Source organism: Labilithrix luteola, from assembly GCF_001263205.1.
Classification (GTDB): domain Bacteria; phylum Myxococcota_A; class Polyangia; order Polyangiales; family Polyangiaceae; genus Labilithrix; species Labilithrix luteola.
Map to the genome: position 1 here is coordinate 100,731 of NZ_CP012333.1, position 21,400 is coordinate 122,130.

Here is a 21,400-nt window from a genome sequence, read left to right on the forward strand (position 1 = left end):
CTTCGCTCGTCTCTTCAGGGCTGACCGGCGCAGCTCGTGGCGATGCGGCGCGTGAGAGGGCTCTTGGGTCGACCTTGCAGGAACGCCGCCGCTTCGCGAACGGCCTCCTCGCGCCTTCCCAGATTGCAGAGAACGATGACCCGCTCCGCAGCGCGATCGGCCGCGAGCCAGCCATTCGGAAAGGTGCGCGCGTGCTCGTCGAGCCGCTCGAGCGCACGCGCATCGTCGCCACGCTGCTCGGCCTGCCTGGCTTCCGCCAGGAGCGCGGCTTCGCGCGCGAGTCCGTCGTTGTCCGACTCGGTCGTCGTGGCCGCCGGACGCGCCGTCGGCTTCGCGGCAACCTCGCCACTCTTCGCGCTCGCTGACGGAGACGGCTTCGCCGTGGGGAGCTCGTCGACGGAGAGCGACGGCATGACCAACGCCGGCGGAGGCTCGTTCGAAATCGCGACGTTCTCGTTCGACGGCGGGGTCGGTGATGAGACCTGGATCTTGGTCGTGACGACGGACGATGCCTCTGGAGACGGCGCGAGATACCCTTTGCCCACGAAGACGCCAGCCGCCACGACGCACGACAGGCCAATTGCCAAAAGCCCCTTGGGACTCCTGAATCCGCGTTTCGGATCGGGAATCGAAGACGGCCTCACCGATTCGGGGTTCTTCGGCGTCACGCCCTGCGCGACGAGCGACGCCTGAATCTTGGAAAAGATGCGCGCAGCGTCGTCTTGCGACGGCGCGTACTCCTCACCCATCGGGCTCAAGAGCGAGCCCTTCTCGTGGCCTTCGTTGCTCATCGGAATCTCCAGCCGTCACGCGCCCGGTGGCGGGCCAACGACGCCGTCACGTACTCGCGAGCGAGACGAAGGCGGCTCATGACGGTGTTCACGTTGATGCCGAGGATCTCGGCGATCTCGCTGCTGGACTTCTCCTCGATCTCGGCCAGCACGATGACGGCACGACGATCCTCGTCGAGGTTGTCGAGGATCTCTTCGAGCAGTCGAATCCGTTCGCCGTTTTCGACGCTGACGTCCGGCGCGCGCGCACTGGCTTCGTTCATCGCCGCGACGTTCGAGCCCTCCTCGGCGAGAGCCTTGCGGCGTCGCGAGGAACGTCGATGTCTCTGCACGACACGAAAGAGAACGGAGAACAGCCAGCCCCGCATCGACTCGGGTGGCTCGGAGGTCTCGAGGTGACGATGAAGGGTGAGAAACGTCTCCTGGACGACGTCGTCCACCTCGCCATGGTCGACACCGAGACGACGCGCCGTTCCCCACACCCAAGCAAAGTGCTCACGGTAGAGTTCAGCGAAGGCGGGGACTCCCCCACGAGGCGTTTCGGCGGCCGCGGACACGGGAAGGATGCCGGACGAAGTCGAGGGCGGAGAAGTTAGCGCTTCTCGCGAATTCGCCCAGTGCACGTCGGGCGAGAGCGCGCTGCCTCTCGAGACCATCGATAGGGAAGCGTCCGGCTGGCCGGAAACGCGTCACGAAAAAGTGATGGCTGGCGAACTACGGGAAGACGAACTCGGGTCCGATGCTGAAGCGGCCTGAAATTGCCGAGGGTTCGTGAAGCGAGATGGACGAGCTCGACGGACCGAGGGTGAATGTCGGTGGGTCGATCGGCAGAGTCATCGCCGCCCGCGCCGTGAGGGCGAGCCAACGTGTCAGTCGTGCTTCGAAGCGTGCGCCAAGCACAACCGTCGTCCAGCTCGTCCACGACGAGGCCGGCGCGCGAATGCCGAAACCTTCCAGGTGGACGAACGTGGCCTCGACGTCGGCGGTAGGCCCGAGCGAGAGCGGTCCGATCGGAAACATGTACGCCGCCCACGCTCCGCCGGTGAGCATCGTGAACGTCGCCCCAGCATGCGTGACGGGCTCGAACTCGACGTCTTGGGGGAGCCACGCCGAACCGAGCAGCCCGACGCGCAGGCGACGGAGACGCAGGGCGGTATCGAGAATCAATCCGCCGGCCGCGTGCGGGAGAGTTCCGACGTCGAGCGCGGGAGAAAGGCCGACCGAGAATCGGAGCGCTCGCTCCGATGCCGTTGCCGGTGATGGGGGCGAAGACGGGAACGGGCTCGGCTTCGCCGATGCTGGCGCCTTTGGAATGCTCGGTCCAGCGTCCGCCTCCGGCGCGGAGCTCGACGAAGCCGCCGCGTCGGGGCTCGACGGCTGGGCGCTCGTGCGCGCGCGATCGACGGCCAGCGCGATGACGACCGCCGACGCCTCCGCGAGTGCACTGCACGACGTCGCATCGATGCGCCGTCGGTCTTCGTCCTCGCCGGTGCGAATCGTGAGCTCGAGATCGAAGCGCGCTGCCGACGATCGATGAATGGCGCCTTCTGCCCGAACGGTGGTCGGCGACAGCGGCGGCCCCTTGAGAATTTCCTCGACGCGCGCAACCACGGCCGCGGCCTGCGGGCAATCGTGTGGCGCGGTCCACGTGAGCTCGAGGGGCAGCGACGCGCTGGAGGGCTGGAATGCGGTGCCTGCGCGCACGACCCCAGCCGTACTCGTCGTCAGCAGGAACGCGAGTACGACACGACCACGACGCACGCGAAGAGACTACCGCCGAACGGCGCCGTCCGGCGTGATTTGCGGACGGGCGCGAACCCTCGCCTCAGAAGTGGCCGAGAACGGAGAGGCGCAGGCCCCACACCTGATCGATCGTCGGAGCGTACGCGGAGAAGAGATTCGTCACGAAGCCGGCGCCGAGATCCACGACGCGCGTGGAGTAGCGAATGTTGGGACCGATGGTGATGAAGCTTCGCCGCTTGTCCGGAACGTCGGAGCCGAAGAGATAGAGCTGCGACGCTTCGACGGAGGCTTCGAGATCCTTTCGCGCGAGCACACCGAAGTGGAGCACGATGCGCGCGTTCGTCTGCGCAACGCGAACGCCCTGCACGTCGAGGACGACGTCGAGGCCCTGACGAGCTTGGGCGAGGAAGCGATCGCGGAGGACGCGCACGTCGAAGGCTGGTCGGAGGGCGACCGTGCCGGGAGCGAAATAGATGGCGTCGGTGGGCTCGAGCGAGATCGCGGCGTTCGCCGCCGATTGAGCAGGACCATTTCGGTCGAACGTTGCCGTCGGCGCCACGACGCCGAGCACGAGTCCTGCCGCGAGCCACGTCGGCTGAGGGAACGTGGCACGGATGTGACCTTCGATGTTGCCGCCGATGACCTTCGACGAGGTATCCCCCTCGACGGGCATCCCCGCCGCCATCGGATACGTCAGGCCGACGTACACACGCCGCGCCGAACCGAAGTGCAGCTCGCCCGTGGCACGGAGGAGGCCGATCGCGCGCGTGGGTAGCGAGGAGGCATTGGGGACGGCGAGGCCGGTGATCCACGTGATGCCTGCGAACGCATCCGGGTGGGAGACCTCCGGCAACGACATCGGGGCCGGCAGGCGCGGCGTCTCGATGTCGTAGGCCTCCTCGAGGAAGCGCGGCGACTCGGCGACCTTGCCGGGCGGGACGGCGGGCGCCGCCTTCGAGCCGCTCGCCCCGGACGAGGGACTCGGCTCAGCCGCCGCGGTCGGCGGTGTCGGCAAGAAGCAAGGCGCAAGAACGCTCACGAATACGGCTACCGTCGTGAAGGCGAGCTGCCGCGCGAGCGCCACCAGGCGGAACTACCAAGCGCGCTTCGCCCCGTCCATCCCCGGGTATAAAGAAACCATTAAGACGTTGCCACCGCGGCCACCGGCATGCCGCGCTGGGCCTCGACGTGCGTAGCCTGAGCCGAGCTCGCATGCAGCCACGCCCAGGTCGTCTCCGACTCTTTCTCTTCGGCCCGCCCAAGGACATCCGCGATCCGCACGCGTTCCACAAACTGTCCCTCGTGGCGATCCTCGCGTGGGTAGGGCTAGGTGCCGACGGCCTCTCCTCCTCCGCGTACGGTCCGGACGAAGCCTTCCGCGCACTCGGCGAACACACCGGCCTCGCGTTCTTCCTCGCACTCGCCACGGCCGCCACCGTCTTCATCATCAGCTACGGCTACAGTCGCATCATCGAGCAGTTTCCCTCGGGCGGCGGCGGCTATGTCGTGGCGTCGAAGCTCCTTTCGCCCACGGTCGGCGTCGTCTCGGGTTCGGCACTCCTCGTCGACTACGTTCTGACGATCACCATCTCGATCGCGAGCGGCGCCGATGCCGTCTTCAGCTTCCTGCCACCTTCGTGGGCGTCCGCGAAGCTTCCCGTGGCGTTCACGGGTATCGCGATCCTGACCGTGATGAACATCCGCGGCGTCAAAGAATCGGTGACATCGCTCTTGCCCATCTTCGGACTGTTCTTGCTCACGCATGCCGTTCTTCTCGGTGTGGCCATCGGCGGTCACCTCGGTGACGTCGGCAACGTCGTGCACGAAGTCCGTGACAACATCGGTCACTCGTCGTCGGCTCTCGGCGCGATGGGCGCGCTCGCCCTCTTCGTTCGTGCCTATTCGATGGGTGGAGGAACGTACACAGGCATCGAAGCCGTCTCGAACGGCGTGGCGATGATGCGCGAGCCTCGTGTCAGCACGGCCAAGCGCACCATGGTCCTCATGGCCGTGTCGCTCGCCGTCACAGCAGGCGGAATCTTGCTCTCGTACCTGCTGGTCCACGCGCGCGCGGCCGAGGGCAAGACGATGAACGCCGTGCTCCTCGAGAACGTGGCGGGCCACTGGCAGATTGGTGGGCTCCACGTCGGCTCCGCGTTCGTCATCCTCACGCTGGTGACCGAAGGCACGCTCCTCTTCGTCGCTGCGCAGGCCGGCTTTCTCGATGGCCCGCGCGTCATGGCAAACATGGCGACCGATTCGTGGCTGCCTCATCGCTTCGCCGCGCTCTCGGACCGCCTGTCGATGCGCAACGGCGTGATGCTCATGGCGCTCGCCGCCTTCGCCGCCCTCACGTACACCCACGGCGACGTTTCGAAGCTCGTGGTCATGTACTCGATCAACGTGTTCGTGACGTTCAGCCTCTCGAACCTCGCGATGGCGCGCTTCTGGATCCGCCATCGCAGCGAGCATCCCGGTTGGGGCCGCCACCTCGTTGCCCACGGCGCAGGTCTTCTTCTATGCGTGACGATTCTTGCCATCACCGTCGTGGAAAAATTCCTCGAAGGCGGCTGGGTCACGCTGCTCGTCACGGCGGGGCTCGTCGCGCTGTGCTTCGTCATCAAGCGTCACTACGGGAAGGTCGTCACCGCACTCCGCAAGCTCGACGAGGAGCTCCCCTCACCTGCCGAATGCGACGACGTTCCCGCGCCCCCGAAGAGCGCCGCCTTCCTGGAGGGCGCTACCGAGGGCCTCCTCGAGCACCATCCCGAAGCCGAGCCCGATCCGACCCACCCGGTGGCGATTCTCATGGTCGGCGGCTACAGTGGCCTCGGAAGGCACGCGCTCTTGACGCTCTTGCGGATGTTCCCGAATCACTTCCAGGGAATCATCTTCGTGAGCGTGGCCGTGGTTGATTCGGAATCGTTCAAGGGCCAAGACCAGATTGCCTTGCTCGAAAAGCGCACCCGCGAAAATCTTCTTCGCTACGAGCGCTACGCCCAACACCTCGGCCTCCGCTCCGCCAGCGCCTTCGCCATCGGCACCGAGGTCGCCGTGGAAGTCGAAAAGACCGCCGGCGATCTCGTGCGCCGCTATCCCAAAGCTCTCTTCGTCGCCGGCCAGCTCATTTTCGAAGAAGACACGCTGTTCGCACGAGCGCTCCACAACGAAACGGCTTTCATGGTCCAAAAGCGCCTCCAGCGAAGGGGCATTCCGATGATCGTCGTCCCGGTGCGCGTCGATCTCGAGCAGCGCAAGACGGTAATCGCGCCTCGAGACGAGGCGGCCACGAGCGCAAAAGCGGCGTAAGTCGGCCGAGGCGACCTTGGCACGCCTTGCCGAGCTTCAAGCTTGGAGGTCGCAAAGAGCATTTCGCCGAATAAAAAAACCGAGCATTCGGCCTGGACGGCGGCCGCAATCAATTGCACGTTTCTGCAAGCACCGATTCCCGAGGCCTCGTTCCGCAGCGATGTGCACGACGCGACCTACGCCAACCAGGCCGACTACGTGTTGATGAACTTCACCTGCCAGTATCGACGCGTTACCCCGCGCTGCGGACCATGCCTGCAGCGCGGGTCGACGCTGTACTCGAATCGATGAGCAGGAAGCTGCCCGTCGGGCGGACGTCCTGATAGGGGTCGACGACGAGCGGTTCGTAGGTACGAATGCGCGCGTGAACGAGCGTGTTGAGTGAAGGCGCGGCGTCGGTCGGGACGGCTGCGCCGGTCGTCACGTCGTAGTGGGAGAGAACCGTGTCGACCGTCGCGCGAACTTCACGCGCGCCGCTCTTCAAGACGAACACCTCGCGAGGACGAGGCGGCGAGGAGTGGAGCCACGCAAGATCGGCGGTGAACGACTCGGTCGTCACGGGGGCGCGCTCCACCGGCGCGAGGAGATCGCCTCGGCTCACCGAAACGTCGTCGGCGAGGTGGACCACGCACGACGTGCCGGCGCGCGCTTCTTCGATTTCGCCGTCGTAGGTTTCAATCGACTGAATCGCGCTCTCCGTGCCCGCCGGAAGAACGCGAATACGGTCGCCCTTGCGGAGGACACCCGAGCCGACACGGCCGGCATAACCGCGGTAGTCGTGGCGAGCGTCGTCCTGGGGACGGACGATCCACTGGACCGAGAAGCGTGGCGGCGCGTCTTCCCGCTCCGCCTCGGCGGGAACCGACTCGAGGTGCGCGAGCAGCGGCTGGCCGTCGTACCAAGGCATGGCCGTGGAGCGGTCGACGACGTTGTCGCCGAGGAGCGCCGAGATCGGGAAGAACTGCAGGCGCGCGTTCGCGTGGGGAACCGGAAGGCCGTCCCAGAAGTTCGCGACGTCGTCACGCACCTTCGCGAAGACCGCGTGGTCGTAGCCGACGAGATCCATCTTGTTGATGGCGATGGCCACGTTCGACACGCCGAGCAGGCGCGTCACGAAGAGGTGCCTCCGCGTTTGCTCGAGCAAACCGCTTCGCGCGTCGACGAGGACGAGCGCCAGGTCGGCGGACGATGCGGCCGTGACCATGTTGCGCGTGTACTCGACGTGGCCCGGCGCGTCGGCCAGGACGAAGCGCCGACGCGGCGTCGCGAAATAGCGCCAGGCAACGTCGATGGTGATGCCTTGCTCGCGCTCGGCGCGCAGGCCGTCGGTCACGAGCGCCAGGTCGGTTCGTGCGAAACCACGTCGCCGGCTCGCCTCTTCGACGTGCGCGAGCTGGTCGGTCATGAGCGCCTTGGCGTCGAAGAGCAGACGTCCGAGCAGCGTGCTCTTGCCGTCGTCGACGCTTCCGGCTGTCGCGCAACGAAGCGGCCAAGCGCCGCCGATGTCTCCGTGAGCCATCAGAAGTATCCCTCGCGTTTGCGGTCTTCCATCGCGGCCTCGCCGATCTTGTCGTCGGCGCGGGTCGCCCCTCGTTCCGTCATCGTGGCCACGGCGGTCTCGCGGACGATCTCGTCGACCGTCTGCGCGGTGGACCGCACCGCGCCGGTGCACGTCATGTCGCCCACCGTTCGGAAGCGCACCGTGGCGCGGAACGGCTCTTCGCCGCGCAACGGCGTCACGAACGACGACTTCGCGTAGAGCATGCCGTCGCGGCTGAAGACCTCCCGCTCGTGGGCGAAGTAGATCGACGGCACCGCGATGTTCTCCGCGCGGATGTATTCCCAGATATCGAGCTCCGTCCAGTTCGATAGAGGGAACACGCGGAGGTGTTCGCCGCGACGAAGCCGCGTGTTGTAGAGGCTCCACAGCTCGGGCCGCTGGTTCTTCGGATCCCATTGGCCGAGCTCGTCGCGCAGGCTCACCACGCGCTCCTTGGCGCGGGCGCGGTCCTCGTCGCGCCGTGCGCCGCCGAACGCGGCATCGAAGCCGTGCTCCGCGATCGCGTCGAGCAGCGTCACGCTCTGGATGCGGTTGCGCGAGGCACGCGGGCCGGTGTCGTCCACCGCGCGGCCTTTGCGGATGCTCTCCTCCACACTGGCTACGACCAGCGGCTCGCCGATCTCCGCGAGGCGTGTGTCACGGAAGGCGATGACCTCGGGGAAGTTGTGCCCCGTGTCGACGTGCATCACGGCGAGGGGAAGCCGAGCCGGTCGGAACGCCTTCAACGCGAGATGCAAAAGGACGACCGAGTCTTTTCCGGCCGAGAAGAGGAGCACCGGGCGCTCCCGGGTGGCCACAACCTCTCGCATGATGAAGATGGCTTCACTCTCGAGAGCCGAGAGCCAGCTACTGATACGGGCCAACGCGCTACCTCCGATTGCGAACATCTAGCATAACGGACGCGTGTACGTTATAACAAACACACGAGAGGCCGCCAAAGGGTCGCCACTCTCACGACTGGAGGTAGCGTGACCGCCATCTGGCTCATCGGCGTGCTCGGAATGATCTCGATGGAGGCTTCGTACCTCCCGCAGATCGTCCGCCTTTACCGTCTCAAGCGCGCCGAAGAGGTGAGCTTCTTCTTTCCGGCGATGAGTCTGATCGGACGACTCCTCGCGCTGCTCTACGCGGTGTTCGCGTCGCAGTCGCTCTTCTCCATCGGCTTCTGCGTCGGCATCGCACTGCGTGCAACCTTGCTCGGTCAGACGTACTGGTATCGCTATGGCCGCCCTCGTTTCGCGCGCCTCTCGGTCCGTCCGCCTGCCCCTCCGCTTCCGGCGTCCATTCCCGTAGAGGAGGGACGCGCGTGACCTCGCTCGCGATCGACGATCTCGAGCTCGCACGGCTGCGGAGCGAGCTCGCCGGCAAGACGCCGTACGACGTGATTCACACCGCGCTTGCCGCGTACGGCGACGATCTCCGTATCGCTTCGAGCTTCGGCGCGGAGGACATGATCCTCCTCCACGAAGCGGCGCGTGCGGGGAAAGATCTCGGCGTCGTCCCGCGCATCTTCCTGCTCGACACCGGGCGCCTCCACCAGGAGACGTACGATCTCGTCGAGCGTGCACGGAACCGCTACAAGCTGCCGATCGAGGTCTTCGCGCCCGACACCGTCGCGGTCGAAGAGCTCGTACGAACACGCGGCCCGAACTCGTTCTACACGTCGATCGAAGAGCGCAAGCATTGTTGCCAGGTGCGCAAGCTCGGACCACTCTCCCGCGCGCTTGCCGGCGCACGGGCGTGGATCACGGGCCTCCGCCGCGCGCAGTCGCCCACGCGCGCCGACGTCGAGGTGGTCTGTCGCGACGATACGCAGGGCGGTATCTTGAAGCTCAACCCGCTGGCGGCGTTCGAAGACGCCGACGTGTGGAGCTTCATCGACGCGAACCGCGTTCCCGTGCACGCGCTCCACGCCCAAGGATTCCCGTCGATCGGCTGTGCCCCCTGCACGCGCGCCATCGCTCCCGGTGAAGACATCCGCGCCGGTCGCTGGTGGTGGGAGTCGCCCGAGCACAAGGAGTGCGGCCTCCACCCGAGGAGGCGTTCGGCATGAGCCCTTACGGACTCTTCCTCCTCCTCGAAGGAAAGCGCGTCCTCGTGGTGGGCGGCGGCCCCGTGGCGGCTGCGAAGGCCCGTGAGCTCCATGCGCACGGCGCACACGTCGTCGTCGTCGCGCCCGACGTCGTCGCCGACCTCGAAGCGGTTGCCGCCGAGTTGCATCGGCGCCCGTTCGTTCCGCAAGACGTCGAAGGCGCCTATCTCGTCATCGCCGCCGCCCCCCCGCCGGTGAACCGCGAGGTCCGCCACGTCGCCGATCAACGTGCGGTCTTCGTGGTGGCCGTCGACGACGTCGCGAGCTGCACCGCCTATGGCGCCGCGCGTCTCGAGCGAGGTGGCCTCACCATCGCTATTTCCTCGTCGGGAACGGCTCCCGCCCTGGTGGCGCTCCTGCGCCGCGCGCTCGAGGCCGTGATTCCCGACGACGTCGAACGCTGGCGAGAAGTCGCCGAAAATGCGCGCTCCTCGTGGAAGGCCGCGGGGATCCCCATCGAAGAGCGCCGACCGATCCTGCTCCGCGCGCTCGACGCGCTGTATGACAAAACGGAGGCATCGTCGTCATGCTGAAGTATTCATCGCCCCGAACAGGCAAAGTCGTTCTCGTCGGGGCCGGTCCCGGCGACCCCGATCTCCTCACGGTCCGCGCCGCCCGAGCCCTCGAAGCGGCCGACGTCGTCCTCTACGACGCGCTCGTCGATGCTCGCGTTCTCGCACTCGCGCCACGCGCGGCGAAGTTCTCGGTCGGCAAACGCGCCGGCGCCGCGAGCGTGGCGCAGGAATCGATCAACGGAATCATGATCCGAACCGCACGCTCCGGGCGGAACGTGGTTCGTCTCAAGGCGGGCGATCCGTTCGTGCTCGGCCGCGGAGGAGAAGAAGTGCTCGCCCTCGGCGCGGCAGGCATCGAGGTGGAGGTCGTGCCTGGCCTTTCGAGCGCGCTCTCGGGACCGCTCGCGGCAGGCATCCCGGTGACGCATCGAGGCGTTGCGGCGTCGTTCGTCGTTGCTTCGGCCGTGCCCGAAGAGCGCTTCGTGAGGCTCGCCGAGCGACTGCCCTCGAAGGGAACGACGCTCGTCGTTCTCATGGGCCTCGCCTCGCGCGAGCTGATCCGCGACACGCTCGTGCGCGCAGGATTCTCTCTCGACACGCCCGCGGCGATCGTCGCCGGTGCGCACGGGCCGCGAGCCTGGCACTGGTCGGGAACGCTCGGCGTTTTGCCCGAGATCCAGCTTCCCGAAGATCGCGCCGATTTGCCTGGAATCGTGGTCGTCGGCGACGTCGTGGAGGTTGGCGAGGCCATGCGCAGCCATGCGTCGTTCCGCGTGGACGACGTCGAACTTGGAATGACGAAAGAGGAGGAACGCCGTGTCCTTGGATAGCCGCACGCTGGGTCGGGCCCGGTTCGATTTTGCGAAGAGCACCGACATCGATCTCTTCGTGGAGAAGCTCGAGAAGTTCGAGCGCGGAGAGCTCGGTGCCGACGAATGGCGAGCATTCCGCCTCGCCAACGGCACGTACGGCCAGCGCCAGCTCGGTGAGCTCTCCATGCTTCGGGCCAAGGCCCCGCAGGGCATCCTCACCGCCGAGCAGCTCGAGGCCGTTGCCAGCGTGGCCTCCCGCTATTCGCGCGGCTTCGCACACATCACGACGCGCCAGAACTTCCAGTTCCACTTCGTGCGTCTGCCCGAGATGGAGCGCGCCATGCGCGACCTCGCGGCGGTGGGCATCACGACGCGCGAAGCATGTGGCAACACAGTTCGAAACGTCACCGCGAGCCCCACGGCAGGCGTCGCCGCGGACGAAGTCTTCGATCCCATTCCCTACGCCGAGGCCTTCACGCGCCACTTCTTGCGCCACCCGCTAAGTGGTTCGCTCCCTCGCAAGTTCAAGGTCGCCTTCTCCGGCGGTGGCTCCGACCACGCGTTCATTCTAGTGAACGATCTCGGATTCTCGGCGCGCCTCCGCACGACCGACCGCGGCATCGAGCGAGGCTTCCGCCTCACGGTCGCCGGCGGAACGGCCATTCTTTGCCGGAGTGGTGAGCCTCTCTTCGAGTTCATTCCTGCGGCCGAGATTCTCGGGGCCTCCGAGGCGGTGCTCCGCGTGTTCGACGCCCACGGCGAGCGCGTCCATCGCCACAAGAACCGCCTCAAGTTCCTCGTGAAGCAGTTCGGATGGGAGAAGTTCCGTGCGCTCGTCCTCGAGGAGTTCGAGAAGGCGCGCGCCGCGGGTCTGCCTCCCCTTCCCTTCGATCCGGAGAACCCGCCGGACGTCGAGACGGCCCCCGTCGAGCGGAGCGCCCCGCCTTCGATCGCCGAGCTCGCGAGCATCGCAGCCACGGACTCGATGCGCGGCCCGGGCATCGTCCCGCGCTTCCTGCCCACCGTCGGAGACGATCGTGGAGAGCGCTTCACGCGAACGAACGTGAAGCCGCAACGCCAGGAAGGCTACGTCTCGGTCACCGTCACCGTCCCCCTCGGCGACCTCTCGAGCGGACGCCTTCGCGCGCTCGCTGCGCTCTCACGAAGCTACGGCGACGGCACCGTGCGAACCACGCATGGTCAGAACCTCGTGCTTCGCTGGGTCAAAGACACCGACGTGCCCGAGCTCTATTCCCGCCTCCGCGCGATCGGCCTCTCGGATCCCGATCCGGAGTCGATCGCCGACGTCTCGAGCTGCCCCGGCGCCGAGACGTGCAAGCTCGCCGTCACCCACTCTCGCGGTGCTGCCGACGAGCTCTCCTCGCGCTTCCGCCTCGATCGCGATCTCGTCGATCGCGCGAAGGGCCTCGTCGTCAAAATCAGTGGTTGCCCGAACGGATGCGGCCTGCACCACGTGGCGGGTCTCGGCTTCCAGGGCGGCATGCGCAAGGTCGACAACCGCCCGGTACCGCAGTACTTCGTGCTCGTCGGCGGAGAGGCCGGCGGAGACACGGCACGCTTCGGTCGCGTTGCCGCCAAGGTCCCCGCGCGGCGCGTCGGCGAGGTCTTCGAGCGTCTCGTGAAGCTCTACGAGAGCAAGCGCCAGGGTGAGGAGAGCATCACCACCTATCTCGGAAGGGCGCCGCTCCTCGAGATCAAAGCCTCGCTCGCCGACCTCGAGCCCCTCGACGCGAAGACCGCCACGCCCGAGGATTACATCGATCTCGGGGAGACCGTCGCCTTCGCGCCCGAGACGTCGGAGGGCGAGTGCGCCGCGTGAAGGCCTGACGCGTTCATTGCCCCTCGAAGCCTTGCTTCATGGCATCCACGAAGGCACGGAGCTTCGTCGGATACAGCTTGGCTTGCGGATACGCGATGTAGACCGGCAACGAGGGCGCGCTCCAACTCGGCAAGAGATGAACGAGCGCGCCCGCTTGAATGTCCCCGCGCACCATCCACTCGGAGACGACTGCGGCGCCGGTCCCGTCGAGCGCCGCGGTCCGTAGGGCGTAGAGACTGTCCGTGAAGAAGCGCGGGCGAATGTCGAGCGTGGCGACGGCTCCCGCCTTCTCGAGGCGCACGCGATTGCGATAGAACGTGCGCAGCGCGAGCCAGGGGAGCGCCGTGAGCTGCGCGGGGCGCGTGGGCGGGCGCCTCGCGAGCAGGGCGGGCGAGGCCACGACGATCCGCTTCACGTCGTGAATCTTCCGCGCCACGAGCGCGTCGCCCTGGAGCGCGCCCACGCGAATGACGCAATCGATGCCGTCCTCCACCAAGCGTATCGGCCCATCGCTCAAGAGCCATTCGATCGTCACTTTCGGATACGCCCGCAGGAACCTCGTCGCCGGCCCCACCAGCTGCTCCTGCCCGAACGCGTGCGGGACGACCACGCGCAGCGTTCCCTCCGGCTCGTCGTCGTCGCCGCGGACACCGGCCTCGAAGCTACGCCACTCGGCGAGCAGGTCGCGGGCGCGCGCAACGTAGCGCTCGCCGGTCTCGGTGAGCTGGATGGCATGCGTGCTTCGCTTGAGGAGCGGCACGCCGAGCGTGCTCTCCAGCGCGCGTAGACGCCGGCTCACGGTGGGCTGCGACGTCCCAAGCTGCTTCGCCGCCGCCGACAGGCTGCCGGCGTCGACGATGCGGAGGAAGGTTTCCATCGAGGCGAGCCGGTCGATCGGCGCTGTCATACGCGTGATGTATAACGAATTGTCGGACTATGCGCCTTACGTTGATGGGCCGAGAGGGCCATGCTCTCCCCATGACGACCACCGCTACTCCGCTCCCCGCCGTCCGCCCGAGCGCCGCGGCCGCCCCCGCGCCTTTCCTCGTCGTGCTCCTGGCGGCCGGCGCCGGGCTCTCTGCGGCGAGCCTCTATTACAATCAGCCGATCCTCGGCGCCATCGCGCATGACTTCGGCGCGAGCCCGACCGCGACCGGCTGGCTCCCTACCCTCACCCAGGTCGGCTACGCGATCGGGCTTCTCCTTTTCGCGCCGCTCGGTGATCGCTTCGATCTGCGTCGCGTCATCCTGACCAAGGGCGCGGCACTGTCCGCGGCACTGCTCTTCGCGGCTCTTGCGCCCTCGCTCGGCGCACTGGCGGTGGCGAGCCTCGCGATCGGCCTCCTGGCCACCACGGCGCAAGATTTCGTGCCGGCAGTGGCGGCACTCGCACCACCGCACGCCCGCGGAAAGACGGTGGGCACCGCGATGACGGGCCTCCTGCTCGGTATCTTGCTCTCGCGCGTCGCGAGCGGCGCCGTGGGTGAGCACTTGGGCTGGCGCGCGGTCTACATGGGCGCGTCCGCGCTCGTCGCCGGCCTCATGACGGTCGTGTGGCTTCGATTGCCACGCATGATGCCCAGCACCTCGGCCTCGTACGGGTCGCTCCTCGGCTCCACGCTGACGCTCGTCCGACAGCACGCGCCGCTGAGGCGCGCGGCCCTCGCGCAGGCGCTCCTTGCCGTGGCGTTCAGCGGCTTCTGGTCGACCCTTGCCATCGTCCTCTCCAAGGAGCCATTCCATTTGGGGAGCACCGTCGCCGGCGCCTTCGGCCTCGCCGGCGCGATCGGTGCGTTCGCCGCGCCAGTCGCCGGAGCCATCGCCGACAAGAAGGGCCCTCCCGCGGTCGTTCGTGTGGGCGCGCTGCTCGTCTTCGTGGCGTTTCTCGCGATGGCTCTCGTTCCGCGCTCCCTCGGCGTCCTGCTGATCGCCACCGTGGTCTTCGACCTCGGAGTTCACGCCTCGCTCATCGCGCACCAGTCGATCGTCTACGGACTCGACGCGGCGGCGCGGAGCCGGCTCAACGCGATACTCATGAGCACCATGTTTGCTGGAATGGCCATTGGCTCGGCGGTGGCGAGCAGGATCGTGGAGAGCTGGGGCCTCGTCGGCGTGGGCTTGCTCGGGGCCACGGCCGCGGTCGTGGCGATCGTCGTCCGTGGAGTACGCGCCCGCTGATGCGCCGCCAATGGGGAATGGGCAACGGGATCCGACCGTTTCACGCGACCGGCGGGAGGAATCACGGGTAGAGTCCAGCCCCGTGATCACCGATGTGTTTGCGCGGGCAGGAGGGCACGCCGAGCGTTTCGTTCGGCGTTTCATGCCCGATCCGTTCGTGTTGGTGTTGCTCCTCACCCTCGTTGCGCTCGGCCTCGGCCTCGTGACGATGCCGGCCGTCCCAGGTCCGGAAGGCGACGCGCTCGTCGGCAAAGGCTCGGCGCTCATCAAGGTCTGGACGGACGGATTCGGAAACGCCGAGATCCTCAAGTTCGGCCTGCAGATCATCCTGATCGTCGTCACCGGTGAGGCCATCGCCGCCAGCCCGCCCGCGAAGCGCATGCTGGCCAAGCTCACCGCGCTCCCGAAGACCGCGCCCCAAGCGCTTCTCCTCGTCACCGTCTTCGGCCTCGTCAGCGGATGGGTCCATTGGGGCTTTGGCCTCGTCTCGAGCGCACTCCTGGCGCGTGAAGTCGGTCGTTCACTCGCCGCGCGAGGCGTGAAGGTGCACTACGCGCTGCTCGGCACCGGTGCGTACACGTCCATGCTCCTCTGGCATGCCGGTCTCACCGCCAGCGCGCCGCTGCTCATGAACACCGAGAAGAACTTCGTGAGCGACGTCCTCGGCATGAAGGGCGCCAAGATCCCACTCACCGAGACCATCTTCGCGCCCTACAACCTCGTCGCCTGCGCGATTCTGTTCGTCCTCGTTCCGCCGCTCATCGTGGCGATGCAGCCGAAAGAAGGCATCGTCGGCATCGAAGGCGCCGACGTTCCTCCCCTCGAGACGGACTCCACCGACGAAACGCCTCCGCAGACTCCGGCCGAGTGGCTCGACAAGTCGCGCGTTCTCACCTTCGTCACCGGAATGCTCGGCCTGCTCTTCCTACGCCGCCATTTCCGGGAACACGGATTCGACCTCAATCACAACGTGGTCAATTGCACGTTCCTGATGTTGGGAATGACGCTCCACCCGAGCCCCGTCTCCTATGCCCGTGCGATCGCGCGGAGCGTACGCGGCGTCTCGGGCATCGTGCTCCAATTCCCGTTCTACGGCGGCATTCTCGAGATCATGAAGTTCACGGGGCTCTCGCAGAGCATTGCGCACGTCTTCGTCAATGCCGCGTCCACGCACACGCTCCCGTTCTTCACGTTCCTCGCCTCGATTCTCACGAAGAGCTTCGTTCCCTCGGGCGCGGGTGAATGGGCCGTCGAAGGGCCGGTGATGCTCCAGGCCGCCAAAGAGCTCGGCGTTCCGTTCGGCAAGATCACCATGGCCGTCGCCTACGGCAACATGCTCGGCAACATGTATCAGCCGTTCTGGAGCCTCCCGCTCCTCGGCCTCATGGGCCTCCGCGCCCGCGACATCATGGGCTTCTGCCTGGTGCTCTTCGTCGTGTGCCTCCCCGTCCTCGGCCTGGCCCTCCTGCTCTAACGAAACCTCTAAGCCCAATGCCGTTCGGATAAGCAGAATTTTCACAGGAAGGTCGGAAGATCGGAAGGTTTTATTATCGCCCCGCGTAAAGCGCCAAACTGCGGTTGCGAGGGAATTGAATGCCCCGATGCCGACGCGGCGTGGCGCGATTTGCCCGCTCTCCGCCCCAAAAACTTCCGCCCTTCCGCGCTTCCTGTGAAAAATCTCGGGGTGAATCCATCGGTATTTGACGGATGTCTGTTTATCCGAACGGCATTGGCTCTCTCTGCTTTAAGCCTCTGCGCGGACGAGTCCCTGTGCGGAGGCCAGCGTCTCGAGACCGTCGGCGAGTGAGAGCTCGATGGCTTCCTCGCCCGACTTGCTTCCCAATCGGAGACGGACGGCGGAGCCGACGACCTCGGGCGGGGCCGACAGAAAGCGATACTCGTCGACCAGCCTGCAGCTCCACATCCAGCGCATCGAGCCTCCTTGCTCGAGACACCACACGCGCCGGTCCGTCGCAATCAGGAGCACGTCACCCGCCTCGCGATACCATGGCTGTCCGACGAGACGAGCCTCCTTGTATTCGAACGCGACCGAACAGCGAATACGAAGGTCGTGGGCATTCAGCGCCACGAGCGCCTCGCTGCCATGGATGACGAGACAACGACCGGCTGCCCAGTCGAAGCCTTCGTACTCGCTCGTCGCGGGGCTCAGACGAAGCGTCGTCTCTACGACGTCGAACGTGCGTTGATCTTCGAGACGAAGCGCGAGGAGCCACGGCCCACGCTCCGCGGGCGTTGCCTCGGATGACAACGTCGCGCGGTCCGATTGCACGAGCTGCTTGTCGCCGTGAGTCTCGAGCTTCATGAGATCGGGGCCCGAGACTACCGACATCGGCCGCGCATGCCTCGTCGAAAGTGCTAAGAGGCCCGCGGTGAAGATCGAGCGCAGCGCGGCAGAGCGGGTCTTCGAGGTCATCCGGCGTGACGAGCTACGGATGGCGTGTCTCCGCGCCGTTCGAGAGCTCGCCCTTCCCGATGCATGGATTGGCGCGGGGTTCGTTCGTAATGCCGTTTGGGATGCAATGGTCTCCCGAACGAGCGACCCCACCCAGCACGACGTCGACGTTCTGTTCTTCGACCCGAGCTGGAGCGCGTTGCCGGTCGCCGAAGCCGAACAGCGCGAGCGCATACTCGAGGCTCGCCTCACCGAACTCGTTCCTGCACTCGCGGGTCAGTGGTCGGTCACGAATCAAGCGCGCATGGCCGGATACAACGGCGACGAGCCCTATCGAAATACCGAACACGCCATTTCGCATTGGGCTGAAACGGCAACGGCGATCGCATTGAGGCTCGACACGAACGACGAGATGCAGCTCATCGCGCCCCACGGCTTGGCGGACCTGTTCGCGCACGTCGTCAGGCGATCTCCGGCATTCGCAAACAAACACGAGGCGTGGGCGGCCCGCCTTGCGGCGAAGCGCTGGCTCGAGCGATGGCCGACGATTCGGATCGTCGACGACGTCTAGCGATCAGTCGCGAACGAGAATGCCAGCCGCGAGCGCCTGCTTCATCGCTTCGTGGGTCGCGGCGTGGCCGGGCTTCGACGCGCGGACGATGCCTACGCAGGGACCGCCGTGCAGATACATGTCGCCGACGAGATCGAGAAGCTTGTGACGTGCGGGCTCGTCGGCCTCGTAGGGTGCGCCGGCCGAAAGCACGCGATCGCGCCCGAGCACGATCACACTTTCGGGAGAGACGTGCGAAGCGAGGCCTCGCGCGAGGAGCTCCTCGACCTCGTGCTCGAATCCGAACGTGCGCGCCGGTGCAATGCGCGCCACGAAGTCGCTCGAGTCGCCGTCCCAGCGCGCATGGCGTTCGATCTTCGGATGATCGAAATCGACATCGACGACCACTGACGTTTCGTTCGATATCGCGAATTCGTACCGACTGCCGCCGACAGCCAAGGTCGCCTCGCGAGCCACGCGCAAGCGAGGGCGCGAGCGAGTCGGCCCGAGCGCGATCAGCTCTTTCGCAAAGCGCTGCGCTCCGCCGTCGACGAGCGGAACCTCAGGCCCCTCTACGTCGATGACGATGTCCGAGCGAATCCGAAGCCCGCCGAGCGCGGCGAACAAGTGCTCGACCGTGGCGAGGCGTCGACCGTCACGCAAAAGGACGGCGCTCGAGCGAGCCGTATCGGCGACTTCCAGCTCGTCGATGGGCGTCTCGACACCCGCCACGCGAAAGGCGACGGCGCCCGCGCGTACGGAGAAGCGGACCGTCGAATATGCCGCGGAATGAAGCCCCTGACCGGCAATCGCGATCACGTCGGATCTTTCTGCGCCGCTGGTTCAGGTGAACGGCGCGAGCCGATGAGCGCCGATGCAAGCCAGCCCAGCACGAGACCGGCAGCGCCCCAAGCCGCGTAGAGCCAACTGGGGGCGGGAGGCAGCCTCGTGGCCACACCTTGGGCCTGATTGATCGAGGCTTCGAAGGCGGGCTGCCACTTCGCGACTTCGTCGTAGCCATAGAGAGCCGTGACGATCGACGAGCCCGCGTCGTCGGGAAATACGAGAATCAGGCGTCGATAGTGGAGCGTGGCCGCGATGCCGGGAGCGATCTCGCCGATCGACTTCTTCGTGCATTCACCCTCGATGATGCCGACGCGCTCCCCTCCGGGACGAACGTGCGTCTCGCGACGGACCGGCGTCCACGAGATACCCTCCTTCGCGAACATGTCGGGAAAGCCCGCCTCGATCGTCGCCAGATCGGGCTCTTCGACCGTGCTCTTCGTCTTCGAATGGTCGAGGGTGACGGTGGGCACGAACGTCGTGGTCGACGTCGGCGGCGCGGTCCACTCTCGCTCGCCTTCGGGTCGCGCGGGCTTGGGCGCGGGGGGCGTCTTGCCCGTCATGTCGATGGGGGTATTCGACGAACTGCCCGACCCCGGCGCGCGTTCCACGAAGCCCGCCGGCGGCTGATAGACGAACGGCGCTCCGGCCGCCTTGTCGTGCGGTCCGACGAGCTTCGGGCCGATAGCCGCAAAAGCGACCGCAGTCAAAACGACGGGACCCACACGGGCGCGCATGGGACGGCACCCTAGGTGAGCGGTCCCGGGAGTCAAGGCTCCGTCTCGGCCGAGCCGAAGCCCAGCGCGCGCGACGATGGCGCTATGAGACGGCCACCTGAGGCCCCTTGAAGCCGGCCTCGGCTTTGCTGATGGCGTTCGCCGTATAGATGAGCGCGAGGTGCGAGAAGCCCTGCGGGAAGTTGCCGACCTGACGCTTCAGCTTCGGTTCGTACTCCTCGGCAAGTAGCCCGAGCGGTGAACGAATCGACAAGAGCCGCTCGAAGAGCGCATTCGCTTCGTCGATTCTGCCTTGGAAGGCATAGTTGTCGGCGAGCCAGTAGCTGCACGCCAAGAACGCGCCTTCGCTGCCCGGTAGCCCGTCGAGCCCCAGGTTCGTCGAATAACGAGCGACGAACCCGTCGCGAAGGAGCGACTTCTCGATCGCCTTCACCGTACCGAGCATTCGCGGATCGTCGGCCGGCAGAAATCCCAAGTGCGCCATGAGGAGAACGCTCGCGTCGAGCGCCTCCGAACCGAACGACTGCGTGAAGGCGCCGATGGCGGTGTTGAATCCGCGCTGCAAGATGTCCTCGCGGATACGCTCGCGCACGGCGCGCATGTGCCCCAACTGGTCGCGTAGCTCCCCTTCCTGGCTAGGGAACTCCTCGGCGAGCTTGATGAGGCTGTCGACCGCCGCCCAGGCCATCAACTGCGAGTGCGTGAAGTGCTTTCGCCCGCCGCGCACTTCCCAGATGCCGTCGTCGGGGAGCTGCCATGCGCGCAAGATGAACGAGAGAAGCGCCTTGGCTTGAGGCCCGTAGCTTCGATCGGCCGCGGGCACTCCCATTTTGCGCGTCAGGTAGAGACAGCGCATGACCTCGCCGTAGACGTCCAGCTGGAATTGGTCGGACGCCGCGTTGCCGATGCGCACGGGCTTCGAGCCTTCGTAGCCCGGCAGCCATGACAGCTCGGTCTCCGTGAGACGGCGCTCGCCGGAGAGGCCGTACATGATCTGCACCTGCGAGGGATCGCCGGCGATGGCCCGCATGAGCCAATCGCGCCAGCTCTCGGCCTCATCGACGTACCCGCCGATCATCAGCGCAGTGAGCGTGAGGGTGGCATCTCGCAGCCAGCAAAAGCGATAATCCCAATTGCGGACTCCGCCGATTTCCTCGGGCAGCGAGGTCGTCGGTGCCGCGACCACACCTCCCGTCGGCTCGTACGTCAGGCCTTTGAGGGTGAGCAGCGAGCGGACGACGGCGTCCTTCCATTTGCCATTGTAGGTGCACTTCGCAGCCCAATCGCGCCAATAGCGCACGGCTTCGTCCTGAGCGCGCCGCGCGTCCGCCACGCGCGGCGGCTCCGAGTTCGAGGGGTACCAAACGAGGCTGAAGGTCTGTGTCTCCCCCTTCGAGATCGTGAACAGCGACGTCACGTGCGTCTCGCCGGCAGTCACGGGAACCGAAGACCGAAGGGCGAGCGCGTCGGGGCCTGCAACGAGCGAGACCGAGTGCTCCTCTTGGCTGATCCACGGCATTCGCGCGCCGTAGCCGAACCTCGGCGCGAGAACCATTTCCATCTCGACGCGTCCCTCGAGCCCCTCGACGATCCGGATCAGTTCCGTTCGCTTGAGCTCCGGACGCATGAACTCCGTGATGCGATATGCGCCGCCGTCACATACGACGTCGGTCTGCAGGACGACGGTATCTTCCAGATAGCGCTGCTTGCGCGCCGTCACCGGAGCCGTCGGGCGAATCCCCCATTGCCCGTGTTCTTCGTATCCAAGCAAGGCAGCAAAGCACGCATCCGAGTCGAATCTGGGTGCGCACATCCAGTCGACGGACCCGTCGATACCGACGAGCGCCGCCGTCTTGAGATCCGCGAGCATTCCGTAATTTTCGATGAGACGCGCCATGCGCCGGTGGTCAGCAACCCGCATGCCCTCGGGTCGAGCGGAACCCGGCGCGTCGCTCGCGGTTCTACAGCGAGCTAGAGATCATCAACGGCCTCGAACGAGGTATGCTCACGGGCGCT

At 66.4% G+C, this 21,400-nt stretch carries 20 protein-coding genes; 9 read left to right on the forward strand and 11 right to left on the reverse strand.

Going from position 1 to position 21,400, the window contains the following annotated elements; genetic code table 11:
- Nucleotides 1-14: 14 nt before the first annotated feature.
- The 4 genes from AKJ09_RS00560 to AKJ09_RS00575 form a co-directional block, all read right to left on the reverse strand.
- Nucleotides 15-791, reverse strand: a complete 777-nt coding sequence (locus AKJ09_RS00560) for a hypothetical protein (RefSeq protein WP_146645047.1) — start codon at nt 789-791, stop codon at nt 15-17.
- Nucleotides 788-1,348 carry an RNA polymerase sigma factor gene (locus AKJ09_RS00565; protein WP_169927138.1) on the reverse strand — a complete coding sequence of 187 codons (561 nt, stop codon included), beginning with the start codon at nt 1,346-1,348 and terminating at the stop codon, nt 788-790. Before AKJ09_RS00565 ends, AKJ09_RS00560 begins: the two co-directional genes overlap by 4 nt.
- 157 nt (nt 1,349-1,505) lie before the next feature.
- Nucleotides 1,506-2,552, reverse strand: a complete 1,047-nt coding sequence (locus tag AKJ09_RS00570; protein WP_146645051.1) for a hypothetical protein — start codon at nt 2,550-2,552, stop codon at nt 1,506-1,508.
- 64 nt (nt 2,553-2,616) lie between these two features.
- Complete coding sequence (locus AKJ09_RS00575) at nt 2,617-3,618, reverse strand: hypothetical protein (protein ID WP_146645053.1); 1,002 nt, start codon at nt 3,616-3,618, stop codon at nt 2,617-2,619.
- Between the two features lie 128 nt (nt 3,619-3,746).
- On the opposite strand from AKJ09_RS00575, the gene AKJ09_RS00580 reads away from it, so the two are divergent.
- Nucleotides 3,747-5,843: an APC family permease gene (locus tag AKJ09_RS00580; protein ID WP_146645055.1), complete on the forward strand. Its 2,097-nt coding sequence runs from the start codon at nt 3,747-3,749 to the stop codon at nt 5,841-5,843.
- Between the two features lie 232 nt (nt 5,844-6,075).
- Here the strand turns inward: AKJ09_RS00580 and AKJ09_RS00585 are convergent, their stop codons facing one another.
- A complete protein-coding gene (locus tag AKJ09_RS00585; protein ID WP_146645057.1) occupies nt 6,076-7,362 on the reverse strand; it encodes a sulfate adenylyltransferase subunit 1 in 1,287 nt (428 codons plus the stop codon).
- Entirely contained in the window at nt 7,362-8,291 is a 930-nt protein-coding gene (cysD, locus tag AKJ09_RS00590; protein WP_146645059.1) for a sulfate adenylyltransferase subunit CysD, read from the reverse strand. The genes AKJ09_RS00585 and cysD overlap by 1 nt, the downstream gene beginning before the upstream one ends.
- An 81-nt stretch (nt 8,292-8,372) precedes the next feature.
- Here cysD and AKJ09_RS00595 point away from each other — a divergent pair, with 81 nt between their 5' ends.
- From AKJ09_RS00595 to AKJ09_RS00610, 5 genes are read left to right on the forward strand one after another with little or no spacing between them, the layout of a single operon-like run.
- Nucleotides 8,373-8,714, forward strand: a complete 342-nt coding sequence (locus AKJ09_RS00595) for a PQ-loop repeat-containing protein (protein ID WP_146645061.1) — start codon at nt 8,373-8,375, stop codon at nt 8,712-8,714.
- Nucleotides 8,711-9,457 (forward strand): phosphoadenylyl-sulfate reductase, encoded by a 747-nt coding sequence (locus AKJ09_RS00600; RefSeq protein ID WP_205633555.1) that lies wholly within the window; start codon nt 8,711-8,713, stop codon nt 9,455-9,457. Before AKJ09_RS00595 ends, AKJ09_RS00600 begins: the two co-directional genes overlap by 4 nt.
- Nucleotides 9,454-10,029, forward strand: a complete 576-nt coding sequence (locus AKJ09_RS54635; RefSeq protein ID WP_240488362.1) for a precorrin-2 dehydrogenase/sirohydrochlorin ferrochelatase family protein — start codon at nt 9,454-9,456, stop codon at nt 10,027-10,029. The genes AKJ09_RS00600 and AKJ09_RS54635 overlap by 4 nt, the downstream gene beginning before the upstream one ends.
- Complete coding sequence (gene cobA / locus AKJ09_RS54640) at nt 10,023-10,841, forward strand: uroporphyrinogen-III C-methyltransferase (protein ID WP_240488363.1); 819 nt, start codon at nt 10,023-10,025, stop codon at nt 10,839-10,841. The genes AKJ09_RS54635 and cobA overlap by 7 nt, the downstream gene beginning before the upstream one ends.
- Nucleotides 10,828-12,663 carry a nitrite/sulfite reductase gene (locus tag AKJ09_RS00610; protein WP_240488364.1) on the forward strand — a complete coding sequence of 612 codons (1,836 nt, stop codon included), beginning with the start codon at nt 10,828-10,830 and terminating at the stop codon, nt 12,661-12,663. The genes cobA and AKJ09_RS00610 overlap by 14 nt, the downstream gene beginning before the upstream one ends.
- A 13-nt stretch (nt 12,664-12,676) precedes the next feature.
- Here the strand turns inward: AKJ09_RS00610 and AKJ09_RS00615 are convergent, their stop codons facing one another.
- On the reverse strand, nt 12,677-13,570 hold the full coding sequence (locus tag AKJ09_RS00615) for a LysR family transcriptional regulator (protein WP_146645063.1): 894 nt from the start codon (nt 13,568-13,570) through the stop codon (nt 12,677-12,679).
- Between the two features lie 71 nt (nt 13,571-13,641).
- Here AKJ09_RS00615 and AKJ09_RS00620 point away from each other — a divergent pair, with 71 nt between their 5' ends.
- Nucleotides 13,642-14,841: an MFS transporter gene (locus AKJ09_RS00620; protein ID WP_146645065.1), complete on the forward strand. Its 1,200-nt coding sequence runs from the start codon at nt 13,642-13,644 to the stop codon at nt 14,839-14,841.
- An 82-nt stretch (nt 14,842-14,923) separates the two neighbouring features.
- Entirely contained in the window at nt 14,924-16,315 is a 1,392-nt protein-coding gene (locus AKJ09_RS00625) for a short-chain fatty acid transporter (RefSeq protein ID WP_169927139.1), read from the forward strand.
- Between the two features lie 270 nt (nt 16,316-16,585).
- On the opposite strand, the gene AKJ09_RS00630 is transcribed toward AKJ09_RS00625, so the two are convergent.
- Nucleotides 16,586-17,191 (reverse strand): hypothetical protein, encoded by a 606-nt coding sequence (locus tag AKJ09_RS00630; protein ID WP_169927115.1) that lies wholly within the window; start codon nt 17,189-17,191, stop codon nt 16,586-16,588.
- 40 nt (nt 17,192-17,231) lie between these two features.
- Here AKJ09_RS00630 and AKJ09_RS00635 point away from each other — a divergent pair, with 40 nt between their 5' ends.
- The gene (locus AKJ09_RS00635; RefSeq protein WP_205633557.1) at nt 17,232-17,825 is read left to right on the forward strand and encodes a nucleotidyltransferase family protein; all 594 of its coding nucleotides are present in this window, start codon (nt 17,232-17,234) and stop codon (nt 17,823-17,825) included.
- 3 nt (nt 17,826-17,828) lie between these two features.
- On the opposite strand, the gene AKJ09_RS00640 is transcribed toward AKJ09_RS00635, so the two are convergent.
- From AKJ09_RS00640 to AKJ09_RS00650, 3 genes are all read right to left on the reverse strand, one after another.
- Nucleotides 17,829-18,623, reverse strand: coding sequence for a UDP-3-O-acyl-N-acetylglucosamine deacetylase (locus AKJ09_RS00640; protein ID WP_146645073.1), 795 nt, complete (start codon nt 18,621-18,623; stop codon nt 17,829-17,831).
- Complete coding sequence (locus AKJ09_RS00645) at nt 18,620-19,384, reverse strand: hypothetical protein (protein ID WP_146645075.1); 765 nt, start codon at nt 19,382-19,384, stop codon at nt 18,620-18,622. The genes AKJ09_RS00640 and AKJ09_RS00645 overlap by 4 nt, the downstream gene beginning before the upstream one ends.
- A gap of 82 nt (nt 19,385-19,466) precedes the next feature.
- Entirely contained in the window at nt 19,467-21,281 is a 1,815-nt protein-coding gene (locus tag AKJ09_RS00650) for a glycoside hydrolase family 15 protein (protein ID WP_146645077.1), read from the reverse strand.
- Nucleotides 21,282-21,400: the final 119 nt, after the last annotated feature.

Coding starts and splice junctions, on each gene's coding strand:
- AKJ09_RS00615 (WP_146645063.1), bottom strand. CDS start 13,570: ATGACAGCGCCGATCGACCGGCTCGCCTCGATGGAAACCTTCCTCCGC.
- AKJ09_RS00645 (WP_146645075.1), bottom strand. CDS start 19,384: ATGCGCGCCCGTGTGGGTCCCGTCGTTTTGACTGCGGTCGCTTTTGCG.
- cobA (WP_240488363.1), top strand. CDS start 10,023: ATGCTGAAGTATTCATCGCCCCGAACAGGCAAAGTCGTTCTCGTCGGG.
- cysD (WP_146645059.1), bottom strand. CDS start 8,291: ATGTTCGCAATCGGAGGTAGCGCGTTGGCCCGTATCAGTAGCTGGCTC.
- AKJ09_RS00630 (WP_169927115.1), bottom strand. CDS start 17,191: ATGTCGGTAGTCTCGGGCCCCGATCTCATGAAGCTCGAGACTCACGGC.
- AKJ09_RS00560 (WP_146645047.1), bottom strand. CDS start 791: ATGAGCAACGAAGGCCACGAGAAGGGCTCGCTCTTGAGCCCGATGGGT.
- AKJ09_RS00585 (WP_146645057.1), bottom strand. CDS start 7,362: ATGGCTCACGGAGACATCGGCGGCGCTTGGCCGCTTCGTTGCGCGACA.
- AKJ09_RS00620 (WP_146645065.1), top strand. CDS start 13,642: ATGACGACCACCGCTACTCCGCTCCCCGCCGTCCGCCCGAGCGCCGCG.
- AKJ09_RS00650 (WP_146645077.1), bottom strand. CDS start 21,281: ATGGCGCGTCTCATCGAAAATTACGGAATGCTCGCGGATCTCAAGACG.
- AKJ09_RS00580 (WP_146645055.1), top strand. CDS start 3,747: ATGCAGCCACGCCCAGGTCGTCTCCGACTCTTTCTCTTCGGCCCGCCC.
- AKJ09_RS54635 (WP_240488362.1), top strand. CDS start 9,454: ATGAGCCCTTACGGACTCTTCCTCCTCCTCGAAGGAAAGCGCGTCCTC.